Genomic DNA, 15,095 nt, shown 5'->3' with positions numbered 1-15,095 from the left:
TCGGAAGTTTCCGGCGGTTCGGCGTTTGCGGGAGCACGCCGAAGGCCCGGGACCGGCCGCAGCGCGACGGTCCCGGGCCTTCGGGGGAACGTGTTCCTCAGCCGGCCGGCACCGTCGTCGTCCGCGCTTCCGCGCGGTCCTCCAGTGCGGTGAGCCACTCGTGGACGAGGTCGGCGGCGGGCCCCGAGTCCTCACGGATGAGGGACAGATGGTCGGAGTCGAGGGGCAGAACGTCCGCGCCCGGAACGACCGGGACGAGGAGCCGCTCGGGGTCCGGCGCGGGGACGCCCTCGATGAGCGCCCGGGTGCACTTGATCTCCAGGACGGGCGCGCTGGTGGGCTGCACATCCAGGGAGTTGAGGAGCACCATCCAGCGACCCATCGCCGAGAGCCTCGAGTTGGTCAGGCGCACCGGGGAGTCGTCGACGGCGGTGAAGTTGAACTTCATCATGCCGTTGTAGTCGACGCCCTCGTCGCTGTTGTGCTGGATGCTGAGGGTGTCGAGGAGCACGACGGCGGTGGGGCGGATGCCCCAGGTGCTCTCCAGGACACCTGCCGCCGCGTAGGCCAGGGAGCCGCCGGAGGAGTGGCCGACGAGCACGAAGGGATTGCCGTCGGCGGCCTGGAGGGCGCTCTCGGCGATGACCCGGGCGGCAGCGGCGGCGTGGGCGGGCAGCGCCTCACCGGTGTTGAAGCCGACGAGCGGCAGGGCTGCGACGTTGCGGCGTCCTCGGAAGTGCCCGGAGAGGGTGGCGTACTGGTGGACGCCACCGTTGGCGGTGGGCGCGCTGACGCAGACCAGCCGGGTGGCGGCAGGTCCCTCGGCGAGCGTCACCGGCCAGGGCAGGTCCTCCAGTTCGGCGGTGACCTCGAAGGAGGGGCGGAGTGCGGCGACGGTGGCGAGCATCCGCTGCGCCTCGCGCAGCTTGCCCTGGGCGAGGCCGTCGAGGAAAAGGCGCTCCATGGAGTCGTTCTCGGTGGGGCCGCCGGCCGCGCCGGTCTGCGGGGCCGCGCCGCCCTGGGCACCGAGTTCGGTGCGCAGCCAGGCGGTGAGGCCGTTCGGGGAGCCGCTGTCGTAAACGATGCTGGCGGGCAGCTGGAGGCCGGTGACCTCGCTGAGCCTGCGGCGCAGTTCGATGCCGATCAGGGAGTCGAAGCCGAGTTCGAGGAAGTCGCGCTCAGGGTCGATCTCGGTCGGGTCGGTGTGGCCGAGCAGTTCGGCGGAGCAGGCGATGACCAGGTCCAGCAGGGCGCTCTCCTGGTCGGCGGCGCCGAGCGAGGCGAAGCCCTCGCGGAAGGAGGCCGCGTCGAGGCCCCGGGCCGGAGCGGCGGCCGAGGCGGTCCGGCGCGGGGCGGTGACCAGTCCGCGCATCAGCGGCGGCACCTCGTCGGCGTGGACGGCGGCCGGGGGCGTGCCGAGGGTGGTGGCGACCACGAACGGGGTACGGCGGGCCAGCGCCGCGTCGAGCAGTTCGAGCGCGCGGTCGCCGGGCAGGGCGTCGATGCCGCGGGAGCGGATGCGCTGACGTCCGGCGTCGGTGAGGAGCTCGCTCGCCATGCCGTCGTCGAGGTCCCAGGCGCCCCAGGCGACGGACAGGGCGGGCAGGCCCTGGGCGGCGCGGTACTGGGCGAGGGTGTCCAGGAAGAGATTGGCGGCGACGTAGTTGGCCTGGCCGGCGCGGGCCGTGACACCGGAGATGGAGGAGTAGAGGACGAACGCGTCGAGGTCGAGGTGGCGGGTGAGGTCGTGCAGATGCCAGGCGGCGTCGGCCTTGGGGCTCAGCACACCGGCGAGGCGCTCGGGGGTGAGGGAGGTGACGACGGCGTCGTCGAGGGCCCCGGCCGCGTGGACGATCCCGGTCAGGGGATGGTCGGCGGGCACGTCCTCCAGGAGGGCGGCCAGGGCTGCCCGGTCGGTGACGTCGCAGGCGGCCACGGTGACGTGGGCGCCCGACTCGCGCAGTTCGGCGGCGAGTTCGTCGGCGCCGGGGGCCTCGGTGCCGCGCCGTCCGACCAGCAGCAGCCGGGTGACGTGGTGCTCGGCGACGAGGTGGCGGGCGGTGAGCGCGCCGAGGGTGCCGGTCCCGCCGGTGATGAGGACAGTGCCGCCGCGGGCGCCGCCGAAGAGGTCGGGCCTCTCGGGTCCGTCCTGGTCCCCGGCGGGCGGGGGCAGTTGGGCGAGGCGGCCGACGAGGAGCCGGCCGGAGCGGACGGCGTTCTGCGGTTCGTCGGCGGCGAGGATCTCCTCGAGGGGCAGCGCGGTGCCAGGTTCGAGGTCGACGAGGGTGAGGCTGCCCGGGTGTTCGGCCTGGGCGGTGCGGACCAGGCCCCAGACCGCGGCGCCCGCGAGGTTGTCCGCCGGGTCGCCGGTCGCGGCATCGACGACCCCGCGGGCCACGAAGACGAGCCGGGCGCCCGCCGGCCGGGGTGCGGCCAGCCACTCCTGGAGCAGGGCGAGGGTGGCGCGGGTCGCCCCGTGAGCGGCGGCGACCGGGTCGTCGCCGCTGTCGGGCACGGGCACGAGGACGACGGTGCCGTCCTCGGTGACCTCGTCGAGCGAGGCGAGGGTGGTGCCGGTGCCGAAGGGGTCGGCGCCCAGGCCGGCGCGGGGGCCGGGGGCGGATGCGCCGCCGGGATCGGCGGGCACCCAGTCGAGGCTCAGCAGGCACGCCCGATCGGTGGCGCCGGGGCCGAGCAGCCGGGCGGCGGACGAGGGGCGCAACGCGAGCGCGCCGACCGACAGCACGGGGCGTCCCGCGGAGTCGACGGCGGCGAGGGAGACGGTGTCCTCGCCGCCCTTGCCGATGCGCACCCGCAGCCGGGAGGCACCGGAGGCGTGCAGGGTGACGTCGGACCAGGAGAACGGCAGCAGCCCCTGGTCGGCGTCCTTGAGGTCGACGTACTCCACCGCGTGCAGAGCGGCGGTGAGCAGCGCGGGGTGCATCCCGAAGAAGGCGGCGTCGTCGGCCCGGGCGGGCAGTTCCAGCTCGGCGAAGACGTCGTCGCCGCGGGTCCAGGCGGCGCGCAGCCCCTGGAAGACGGGTCCGTACTCGGTGCGCTCGTAGAAGCCGGTGAGGTCGACGGGGGTGGCGTCGGCGGGCGGCCAGGCGCTCTCCTCGAAGGGCACCCCGTGCTCGCCGGGAACGAGAACGCCGTCGGCGTGCTGGGTCCACGGCTCGTCGGCGGGCGCGTCGGCGGGCCGCGAGTGGATGCCGAGGGGGCGTCCCCCGGAGGCGTCGGGGGTGCCGACGGTGACCTGGACGGCGACGGCGGCCTTCGGATCGAGAGCGAGAGGCGTGGTGAGGACGAGTTCCTGGACCCGGCCGCAGCCGACCTGGTCACCGGCGCGGACGGCCATTTCGAGGAAGCCGGTGGCGGGGAAGAGAACATGGCCCCCCATCGTGTGGTCCACGAGCCAGGGGTGGGTGCGCAGCCCGACCTGCCCGGTGAGCAGGACGCCCTCGGACCCGGCGAGCGAGACGGCGGCGCCGAGCAGCGGGTGCTGGGCCGGAGTGAGTCCCGCGCCGGGGATGTCGACGGCGTGGGCGAGCGGACGGGGCCAGTAACGGCGGTGCTGCCAGGCGTAGGTGGGCAGATCGGTGCGGTGGGCGCCGGTGCCCTCGAACCAGGCGGGCCAGTCGATCCGGACACCGGACACGTGCATCTGGGCGAGGCCGGTGAGCAGTGCGTCCTGTTCCGGCCGCTGGGCGCGCAACGCGGGTACGGCCACGGTGCCGGCGGCGTCGGTGGAGTCGAGGGTCTGCCGGGTGAGGGCGGTGAGGACTCCCCCGGGCCCGACCTCCAGGAACACGTCCGCACCCGCGTCGGCGAGCGCACGCACCCCGTCGGCGAACCGCACGGTGCCACGCACATGCTCCACCCAGTAGCCGGCGGTGCTCAGTTGACCGGGCTCGGCGAGGGCACCGGTGACGTTGGAGACGACCGGGATCTTCGGCTCGGCGTACGTGAGCCCCTCGGCGACCTCGCGGAACGCGTCGAGCATCGGGTCCATCAGAGCCGAGTGGAAGGCGTGACTGACCGAAAGACGCTGCGTCTTGCGACCCTCGGCCGCGAACTCCGCGCCCAGCGCCAGGACTTCGACCTCCGGCCCCGCGATGACGACGGAGTCGGGTCCGTTGACGGCGGCCAGCGAGACGGCGTCGCTCAGACGACCGTTGACCTCCGCCTCGGTCGCCTGGACGGCCACCATGGCGCCACCGGACGGCAGTTCCTGCATCAGACGGGCACGCGCGGAGACCAACGCACACGCATCGTCGAGTGAGAACACCCCGGCGACGTGCGCGGCGGCAATCTCACCGATCGAGTGACCGGCCACGAACTCCGGCCGCACACCCCACGATTCGACCAACCGGTAGAGCGCGACCTCGACGGCGAACAGTGCGGGCTGTGTGTAGCCCGTGGAGTCGAGCCGCTCGTCCTCCTCGGCGAACAGCACCTCCCGCAGCTCCGGAACTTCCAGACGCGCCAACGCCGCGTCCAACGCCTCCGCGAACACCGGGAAACGACCGTACAGTTCACGACCCATCCCGGCCCGCTGCGAACCCTGACCCGAGAACAACACCGCAAGCGAACGCTCCACGGCACGACCCCGCGCCACCTCCACCGGACCACCGTCAACACCCTGCACACCCGCCAGCAGCACCGCCCGGTACTCGAAGGAGGAACGACCGGTGGCCAACGAGAGGCCGACGTCCAGCGCGGAGGCGCCGGTGACGGACGTGACGCGGGCGAGCTGGGCGTCCAGGGCGTCGCGGGTCTTCGCGGAGACCGTCCAGGGGACGACGGTGGGGGTGGCGGTCGGCTTCTCGGGTTCGCCGTCGGCCGGTTGCGCGTCCGGCGCCTGCTCGATGACGACGTGGGCGTTGGTGCCGCTGATGCCGAAGGACGACACACCGGCACGGCGCGGGCGGCCGGTCTCCGGCCACGCGTGACGCTCGGTGAGGAGTGCGACGTTGCCCGCGCTCCAGTCGACGTGCGTGGACGCCTCGCCGATGTGCAGGGACTTGGGCAGGACACCGTGTCGGATGGCGAGGATCGTCTTGATGACGCCCGCGACACCGGCGGCGGCCTGCGAGTGGCCGATGTTGGACTTCACCGAGCCCAGCAGCAGCGGACGGTCCTCGGGGCGGTCCTGACCGTAGGTGGCCAGCAGCGCCTGCGCCTCGATCGGGTCGCCCAGGGGGGTGCCGGTGCCGTGTGCCTCGACGGCGTCGACGTCGGCGGAGGAGAGTCCGGCTCCGGCCAGCGCCTGCCGGATCACCCGTTGCTGGGACGGCCCGTTCGGCGCCGTGAGGCCGTTGGACGCGCCGTCCTGGTTGACGGCGGAGCCGCGCAGTACGGCGAGGACCTCGTGACCGTTGCGCCGTGCGTCGGAGAGCCGCTCCAGTACGAGGACGCCGGCGCCCTCGGACCAGCCGGTGCCGTCGGCGTCGTCGGCGAAGGCCTTGCAGCGGCCGCTGGTGGAGATGCCTCCCTGGCGGGTGAAGCCGGAAAATCCCATGGGCGTCGACATGACGGTGACGCCGCCCGCGAGCGCGAGGCCGCACTCCCCGTTGCGCAGGGCCTGTGCGGCCAGATGGATGGCGACCAGCGAGGCCGAGCAGGCGGTGTCGACGGTGACGGCGGGGCCCGCGAGGTCGAAGGCGTAGGACAGTCGCCCGGAGACAACGCTCGCGGTGAGGCCCGTGGTGGCGTGGCCCTCGGCGTCCTCGCGGGAGTTCATGACCACGCCGACGTAGTCGACGCCCGCGGTGCCGACGAAGACGCCGGTGCGGCTGCCGCGCAGCGACACCGGGTCGATACCGGCCCGCTCCACGGCCTCCCAGGACGTCTCCAGCAGGATGCGCTGCTGCGGGTCCATGGCGAGCGCCTCGCGCGGAGAGATCCCGAAGAACGAGGCGTCGAAGGCGGCCGCGTCGACAAAGCCGCCCTCACCCGCGGCGCTGCTTCCGGCGCCCTCGCCGTTGAGGGCGTCGAGGTCCCAGCCGCGGTCGGCGGGGAAGGGCGTGATGCCGTCGCGGCCCTCGTCGAGGAGGTTCCAGTAGTCCTCGGGGGAGTTCACCCCGCCGGGCAGCCGACAGGACATGCCGACGACGGCGATGGGCTCGCGCCCTCGGGCCTCGGCCTCCTCCAACCGCTTGCGGGTCTTGTGCAGATCGGCCGTGACCCACTTGAGGTAGTCGACGAGCTTCTTGTCATCGGGCATGACGGGTGGAACCTTCCTGTGGTGGATCAAGCTCGTCTCAGCGGTCGCCCAGCCGGCCCAGCTCGTTGTCGATGAACGCGAAGACGTCGTCGGCGCTGGCCGATTCGAAGTCGTCATCGACGGACGAGTGGGTCGGCTCCGGGGCGGCGCCGCGTACCTTGTCCAGCATCTGTCCGAGGCGCAGGGCGAGGCCCGCGCGGGTGATCTCGTCCGGGTCGCCCGCCGCGAACAGCGCTTCGAGCCGGTCGAGTTCGGTGAGGAGCGACGGCCCCTGCGGGGTGTCCTCGCCCACCAGCTCGGAGACGAAGTGCTCGGCGAGCGACGTGGGGGTCGGGTAGTCGAAGACCAGGGTCGCCGGCAGGCGCAGTCCGGTCGCGGTGGAGAGGTGGTTGCGCAGTTCCAGCGCGGTCAGGGAGTCCAGACCGAGGTCTCGGAACTCCTGGGTGATGTCGACGGACTTCGGGGAGGCGTGCCCGAGGACCCGTGCGGTCTGTTCGCGGACCAGGTCGGTGAGGTGCCGGACCCGTTCGGCCGCGCCGAGTTCGGCGAGCTTGGCACCGAGCGCTGCGGAGGCCCCTGCCGCGTCGGTGGCGGCTGCGGTGCGCCGCCCGCTGCGGACCATCGAGCGGAACAGCGGTGGCAGGTCCTCGATGGCGGCGCCGCGCATGGCACCGGCGGCGAGACCGACCAGGACGAGGAAGGTCTCGTCGGAGCCGCGCGCGATGTCGAACAGCTCGAGGCCCTGCTCGACCGGGAGCGGCGGGAGGCCGCCGGACTGCATGCGGCGCATGTCGGTGTCGGACAGCGTGCTGGTCATGCCGCCGTCGTGGGCCCACGGACCCCAGGCCAACGAGGTGCCGGCGAGGCCGAGTTCGCGGCGGTGGCGGGTGAGGGCGTCCAGGAAGGAGTTGGCGGCTGCGTAGTTGCCCTGGCCGGGGCTGCCCATGACGCCCGCGATGGACGAGAACGGCAGGAACGCGGCGAGGTCCAGGTGCCGGGTCAGCTCGTGCAGGTGCCAGGCGGCGTCCACCTTGGGCCGCATGACGTCGGCGAGTCGCTCCGGTGAGAGCGAGGCGATGATGCCGTCGTCGAGGATGCCCGCGGTGTGCACGATCGCGGTGAGCGGGTGCGCCGCCGGCACCGAGCCGATCAGGACGGCGGTGGCGTCGCGGTCGCTGGTGTCGCAGGCGACGACGGTGGCCTCGGCGCCCAACTCCCGCAGCTCGGCAGTGAGTTCGGCGGCGCCGGGCGCATCGGCGCCGCGTCGGCTGGTGAGCAGCAGATGGCGCATCCCGGCGGCGGCGAAGCGACGGGCGAGGTGTCCGCCGAGCGCGCCGGTGCCGCCGGTGATCAGTACGGTGCCGTCGGGGTTCCAGCGCGGCGGCATCGTCAGCACGATCTTGCCGACGTGCTTGGCCTGGCTCATGAAGCGGAACGCCTCACGGGCCCGGCGCACGTCCCACGTCCTGACCGGCAGCGGCGACAGCGCCCCCGCGGCGAAGAGTTCGAGGAGTTCGCCGAGGAGTTCCCTGTTGCGCTCGGGCCCGGCCTCGCCGAGGTCGAAGGCCCGGTAGCGGACGTCGCCCGTGGAGTGGGGGTCGCGGATGTCGGTCTTGCCCATCTCCAGGAACCGGCCGCCGGGGGCGGTGATCCGCAGCGACGCGTCGACGAACTCGCCCGCGAGCGCGTTCAGCACCACGTCCATCGCCGGGAACTTGTCCGCGAAGGACAGGTCGCGCGAGGAGGCGATGTGCTCGTCGTCGAGGCCCAGGGCCCGCAGCGCGTCCCACTTGGACTCGCTCGCCGTCGCGTACACCTCGGCGCCCAGGTGACGGGCGAGCTGGATCGCAGCCATGCCGACACCGCCGGCACCGGCGTGGATCAGCACCTTCTCCCCCGCCGACAGGCCGGCCAGATCGCGGAAGGCGTACAGAGCCGTCAGGAACACCAGCGGTACGGAGGCCGCCTCCTGCTGGGTCCAGCCGTCGGGCACACGGGCCAGGTAGTGCTGGTCGGCGACGACGACGGGGCCGAAGCCGCCGCCGACGGTGCCCAGGACCCGGTCGCCGACCGCGAGTCCGGTGACGGCCTCGCCGATCTCGGTGACCACACCCGCGGCCTCGGTGCCCATCGGGACCGACTCGCCGGGGTACATGCCGAGGGCGTTGAGGACGTCGCGGAAGTTGACGCCGGTGGCGTCCACGGAGACCCGGACCTCGTGCCCGCCGAGCGGCGCGAAGACCTCGGGGCAGGGGACGAGGGCCAGGTTGTCGAGGCTGCCCTTGCCCGTGGTGTCCAGACGCCACGGCACATGGGCCGGGGCGAGCAGACCGGGTGCGGTGGTGAGCCGTTCCAGCCGGCCGACGAGCGGGGCGCCGTCGCGGACGGCGAACTGGGCGTCTCCGGAGGCGAGGAGACCGGGCAGGTCGGGCAGCAGGGCGCGCAGCGCGTCCTGGTTGTCCGAGGCGCCGGCGGTGTCCAGGTCGAGCAGGACGAACCGGTCGGGGTTCTCGGACTGCGCGGAGCGCACCAGGCCCCAGGCCGAGGCGGCAGCCAGGTCGTGGACGGTCTCGGTGTCGGTGGCGGCGATCGCGCCGCGGGTGACGAAGACCATCCGGGAGTGGTCGAGCCCGTCGGTCGCCAGCCACCGCTGGAGCAGGTCCAGGGTGTGGGTGGTCAGCGCGTGGACCGCGCCCGGCACGTCGCGGCCGGGCCCGTACAGGTCGTCGCCGACGGCTCCGTCGAGCGGGACGAGGACGAAGTCGGGGACGCCGGAGGTGTCGCCCTCGGGGCCGGTGAGGTCGGTGAGGGTGGCGCCGAGGAGTTCACCGCCGAGGGTGGCGGCGGTCAGGCCCTCGGTGGGCTTGACGTCGGGGGCGGCCGTCCACTCGAGTCGGAAGACCGGCTCCTGGCCGCCGGTGGCGACCGGGGCGCTGGGCACGGTGGGCGCGCGCAGCACCAACGACTCGGCGGAGAGCACCGGGACGCCCTCGGCGTCGGCGGCGGTCACCCGTACCGACTCGTCGCCGAGCCGCAGGATGCGCACCCGGAGCGTGGTGGCGCCACGGGCGTGCAGGGAGACGCCGTTCCAGGCGAACGGCAGCAGCGGGTTGTCCGCGCTGCCGACACCGAGGTAGCCGTTGGCGTGCTGTACGGCGTCCAGGAGCGCCGGGTGCATCCCGAAGTACTGGGCGTCACCGGCGACTTCCTCGGGCAGGGCGACCTCGACGAAGGCTTCCTCGCCCCGGACCCACACCTGGCGCAGCCCCTGGAAGGAGGGCCCGTACTCGGTGCGGCTGTAGTCGCCGTCGAACTGGACGGAGACGGCGTCGGCGGGGGGCCAGACGGGCACTTCGAAGGTGTCGGCGCGCTCCTCGACAGCGAGGAGGCCGTCGGCGTGCCGGGACCAGGGTCCTTCGACGACGTCGGAGGGACGGGAGTAGAAGGTGATGGTGCGGGAGCCGTCGTCTTCGGGTGCGCCGATGACGACCTGGACGGAGGTCGGGACCTTCGCGTCGAGGACCATCGGGGCGGCGAGGACCAGTTCCTCCACCCGACCGCAGCCGACCTGGTCCGCGGCGCGGATCGCCATCTCCAGGTAGCCGGTGCCGGGCAGGATGACCGTGCCGCCGACCTTGTGGTCGAGCAGCCAGGGGTGCACGTTCAGCGAGATCTGGCTGGTGAAGAGGGCGGCCTCGGAGCCGGCGAGCGGAACGGACGCACCGAGCAGGGGGTGTTCGGCGGAGATCAGTCCGGCCGTGCTGATGTCGCCGGTGAGGGCGGCCGGGCGGGGCCAGTACCGCTCGCGCTGGAAGGCGTAGGTGGGCAGGTCGGTGCGGCGGGCGCCGGTGCCGTCGAACCAGTCGCTCCAGCGGACGCGTACGCCGTTGACGTGGAGTCCGGCCAGCGCGGTGAGCAGCGCGGTCTCCTCGTCGCGGTCCTTGCGCAGCGCCGGGAAGGCGACGGCCTCCTCGTGTCCTCCCTCGTCGAGGGTCTGCTGGGCGAGGGCGGTGAGGACTCCCCCGGGCCCGACCTCCAGGAAGGCGTTGACGCCGGCCCCGGTCAGGGCGCGGACCCCGTCGGCGAACCGGACGGTGCCGCGCACATGCTCCACCCAGTAGGCGGCCGTGCACAGTTGACCCGGTTCGGCGAGAGCGCCGGTGACGTTGGAGACGACCGGGATCTTCGGCTCGGCGTAGCTGAGCCCCTCGGCCACGGCGCGGAAGGCGTCGAGCATCGGGTCCATCAGCGACGAGTGGAAGGCGTGACTGACCGAGAGACGCTGGGTCTTGCGGCCCTCGGCCGCGAACTCCGCGCCCAGCGCGAGCACTTCGGCCTCCGGCCCCGCCAGGACCACGGAACCGGGCCCGTTGACGGCGGCCAGCGAAACGGCTTCGGTCAGACGCGGCGAGACCTCGGCCTCGGTCGCCTGGACAGCCACCATGGCGCCGCCGGACGGCAGTTCCTGCATGAAGCGGGCGCGGGCGGCGACGAGAGTGCAGGCGTCGTCCAGCGAGAAGACCCCGGCCACGTGTGCGGCGGCGATCTCACCGATGGAGTGACCGGCCACGAACTCCGGCCGCACACCCCACGACTCGACCAACCTGTAGAGCGCCACCTCGACGGCGAACAGCGCCGGCTGCGTGTGTCCGGTGGAGTCGAGCAGGGCGGCCTGCTCGGAACCCACCTCCGCGAACAGCACCTCCCGCAGCTCCGGCACGTCCAGACGGGCCAGCGCGGCGTCCAGCGCCTCCGCGAACACCGGAAAACGGTCGTACAGTTCACGACCCATCCCGGCGCGCTGCGAACCCTGACCCGAGAAGAGCACTGCGAGGGAGCGGTGGGCGGCACGGCCCCGGGCGGCCTCGACGGGCGCGCCGCCGGGTCCTGCGAGGAGCACCGCACGGTGGTCGAACAGGGCCCGACCGGTGGCGAGCGAGAAGCCCAGGTCGAGCGGGTCGGCGGTGTCGAGCGCGGTGACGGCCGACGCCTGTGCGTCCAGGGCCTGTTCCGACTTGGCGGAGACCGGCCACGGCACGACGGTCGGGGTGACCGTGCGGGCTGCGGGGGTCGCGGGCTCCTCCGGCGCCTCGGGCGCCTGCTCGATGATGGTGTGGGCGTTGGTGCCGCTGATGCCGAAGGAGGAGATGCCGGCCCGCCAGGGGCGTCCGGTCTCGGGCCACGCGGACTCCTCGGTGAGCAGCCGGATCGCGCCGGCCTCCCAGTCGACGTGCGTGGAGGGCCGGTCGACGTGCAGGGTGCGCGGCAGCACGCCGTTGCGCATCGCCATGACCGTCTTGATGATGCCGGCGGCACCGGCGGCGGCCTGGGTGTGGCCGATGTTGGACTTGATGGAACCCAGCAGCAGCGGACGGTCCTCGGGGCGGTCCTGGCCGTAGGTGGCCAGCAGCGCCTGCGCCTCGATCGGGTCGCCCAGCGGGGTGCCGGTGCCGTGGCCCTCGACGGCGTCGACGTCGGAGGTGGTGAGTCCGGCGCCGGCCAGCGCCTGCCGGATCACCCGTTGCTGCGACGGGCCGTTGGGCGCGGTGAGGCCGTTGGAGGCACCGTCCTGGTTGACGGCGGAGCCGCGGACCACGGCGAGGACCTCGTGGCCGTTGCGGCGCGCGTCGGAGAGCCGTTCGACGACGATCAGGCCGACGCCCTCGGACCAGCCGGTGCCGTCGGCCGCGTCGGCGTACGCCTTGCAGCGGCCGTCGGTGGAGAGGCCGTTCTGGAGGGTGAAGCCGGAGAAGCTGGACGGCGTGCTCATCATCGTGATGCCGCCCGCGAGGGCGAGGTCGCACTCGCCCGCACGCAGCGCCTGCATCGCCCAGTGCAGGGCGACCAGCGAGGAGGAGCAGGCGGTGTCGACCGTGACCGCCGGACCCTCGAGCCCGAAGGTGTAGGCGAGTCGCCCGGAGACGACGCTCGCGGCGAGACCGGTGCCGGCGTGGCCCTCCAGGTCCTCGCGGGAGTTCATGACGAGGGTGGAGTAGTCCTGGCCGTTGGTGCCGACGAAGACACCGGTGCGGCTGCCGCGCAGTCCGTCGGCGTCGATGCCGGAGCGTTCGAACGCCTCCCAGGTGGTCTCCAGGAGGAGCCGCTGCTGCGGGTCCATGGCGAGCGCCTCGCGCGGCGAGATCCCGAAGAACCCGGCGTCGAAGTCGGCGGCGCCCGAGAGGAATCCGCCGCGCAGGGTGGCGCTGCGGCCACGGCCGTCGGCGCCGCCGCTGGTCAGGGTGGCGAGGTCCCAGCCGCGGTCGTCGGGGAAGACCTCGACGCCGTCGCGGCCCTCGCTGAGCATCGCCCACAGGTCCTGCGGGGAGCGGACCCCGCCGGGCAGCCGGCAGGCCATCCCGACGATGACGACCGGGTCCTCGGCCAGCGCCGCGACGGCGGCCGGGTCGACGCCCCGGGCATCGGGTTCGCCGAGCAGCGCCGTGACGAGGTGCTGGGCGATCGCCTTCGCGGTCGGGTAGTCGTACACCGTGGTGGCGGGCATCCGCAGGCCGGTGGCGAGGGCGAGCCTGTTGGGCAGTTCGATCGCGGTGAGCGAGTCGAAGCCGAGGTCGCGGAAGTTCCGGTCGGGGGCGACGGCCTCCGGTCCGGGGTGGCCGAGGACGGCCGCCGCGTGCCTGCGCACCAGGTCCGTGAGGAGCCCGACCCGCTCGTCGGCGGGCAGCGGGCGCAGCCGCTCGGCGAGGCCGGATGCGGCGGTCCTGGTCCGGTCGCGGGTGTTCTCGGCGTCGGCCAGGGCCTGCCTGGCCTCCGGCAGATCGCGCAGCAGCGCGTTGCCGCGCATTCCGATCAGCCCGTCCAGGACCTGCGGCTGACGCGGGTCGAAGAGGACCGGCGCCGCCTCGGGCCCGGTGACGGCCTGCCGGAGTGCGGCGAGCGCCAGATCCGGGTGGACGGCGGGGTGTCCCGTGCCGGTCTGCTGGGGGCGCGGTGCGGCGGTGTCGTCGCCGATCCAGGCGCCCCAGCCGATGGCGGTGGCGGGCAGTCCGGCGGCGCGGCGCCGACGGGCGAGCGCGTCGAGGACCGCGGTGGCGGCGGCGAGGTTGGCCCGGCCCGCGGTGCCGATGGTGCCGGCGACGGACGAGCAGAGGACGAACGCGTCCAGGTCGAGGCCGCGGGTCAGCTCGTCCAGATGGAGGGCGGGCACTGTCCTGGCGTGGTGCAGAGCGGCGAACCGGTCCGGGGTGAGGTCGTCCAGTACGCCGTCGTCGACGACACCGGCCGCGTGCACGACCGCGGTGAGCGGGGTGGCGTCCGGGATGTCGGCGAGGACGGCGGCCAGGGCCTCCCGGTCGGCGGCGTCGCAGGCGACCAGGGTGACGTGGGCACCCAGTTCGGTGAGTTCGGCGCGCAGGGCGTCGGCGCCGGGGGCGTCCGGGCCGCGGCGGCTCAGGAGCACCAGGCGTTCGGTGCCCGCACCGGCCAGCCAGCGCGCCACGTGGGCGCCCCGGCCACCGGTGCCGCCGGTGACGAGAACGGTGCCGCGCGGCTGCCAACCCGCGTCGGGCGCGGTCTCGGTCGCGGGGACGAGCCTGCGGCCGAAGACGGCGGAGGCGCGGACGGCGACCTGGTCCTCGCCGTCGTGTCCGGTGAGTACGGCGGCGAACCGGCGGGCGGCCCGTTCGTCCAACTCGGCGGGGAGATCGACGAGACCGCCCCACACGGCGGGGTGTTCGAGCGCGGCGACCCGGCCCAGGCCCCAGACCGCGGCCTGCTCGGGCGCGGTCACGGCCTCGGTGCCCGCGACCGTCACCGCCCCTCGGGTCAGTGCCCACAGCGGGGCGCCGACCTCGGCGTCCAGCAGTGCCTGCACCAGTACCGCGGTGGGCGCCGCGGCGGTGTCGGGGGCCCCGGCGGAGTCGGCCAGGGCCAGCAGCGAGACCACGCCGGTGAGCGCGGCGCCGTCGGCGGCGAGGCCGCGCAACCGGGCGGCCAGAGCGCCGCGTTCGACGGTGTCCACGGTGAAGCGTACGAGGTCGGCACCGCCGCTGCCGACGGCGTCCAGGACGGCGGACGTCCACGGGTCGTCGGCGTGCGCGGCGGGCACCACGGCGAGCCAGGTGCCGGTCGGCGCGGGCGCGGCGGCGGGCAGCGACAGCGGCTTCCACGTCTCGCGGTGCCGGTTGGAGTCGACCATGGCCTGGTCGCGCCGCCTACGCCGCCAGGTGGAGAGGGCGGGCAGCACGGCGCCGAGGGCGTCGGTGTCCACGGCCAGGTCGGCGGCGAGGCTGGTCAGATCCTCGCCCTCGACGGCGGACCAGAACTCGCCGTCGAGGGGACCGGCGCCACCGGTGGCGGGATGCCGGGTGTCGGGCCAGAAGCGGGAGCGCTGGAAGGCGTAGGTGGGCAGTTCGACGCGACGGGCGCCGGTGCCGTCGAGGGCGGCGGCCCAGTCGACGCGTACGCCGGTGACATGGAGCCCGGCCAGCGCGGTGAGCAGCGCGGTCTCCTCGGCGCGCTCCTTGCGCAGCAGCGGCACGGCGACCGGGGCCTCGGTGTCGGCGGGGTCCGCGAGGTCGAGAGCGTCAAGGGTCTGCCGGGTGAGGGCGGTGAGGACTCCCCCGGGCCCGACCTCCAGGAAGGCGTTGACGCCGGTGTCGGCGAGCGCGCGGACCCCGTCGGCGAACCGTACGGTGCCGCGCACATGCTCCACCCAGTAGGCAGCGGTGCTGAGTTGACCCGGCTCGGCGAGCGTGCCGGTGACGTTGGAGACGACCGGGATCTTCGGCTCGGCGTACGTGAGCCCCTCGGCGACCTCGCGGAACGCGTCGAGCATCGGGTCCATCAGAGCCGAGTGGAAGGCGTGACTGACCGAGAGGCGCTGGGTCTTGCGGTCCTCGGCGGCGAACTC

At 74.0% G+C, this 15,095-nt stretch carries 2 protein-coding genes; both read right to left on the bottom strand.

The features are described 5' to 3' along the window. Nucleotides 1-97: 97 nt before the first annotated feature. A complete protein-coding gene (locus MTQ01_RS13415; RefSeq protein ID WP_247490076.1) occupies nucleotides 98-6,226 on the bottom strand; it encodes a type I polyketide synthase in 6,129 nt (2,042 codons plus the stop codon). A 37-nt stretch (nucleotides 6,227-6,263) separates the two neighbouring features. Then, on the bottom strand, nucleotides 6,264-15,095 hold an 8,832-nt coding region (locus MTQ01_RS13410), incomplete at its 5' end, for a type I polyketide synthase (protein WP_247490074.1).

It is taken from the genome of Streptomyces sp. XM4193 (genome assembly GCF_023072595.1).
Taxonomy (GTDB): Bacteria; Actinomycetota; Actinomycetes; order Streptomycetales; family Streptomycetaceae; genus Streptomyces.
This window is presented reverse-complemented; position numbering and strand designations above follow the sequence as displayed.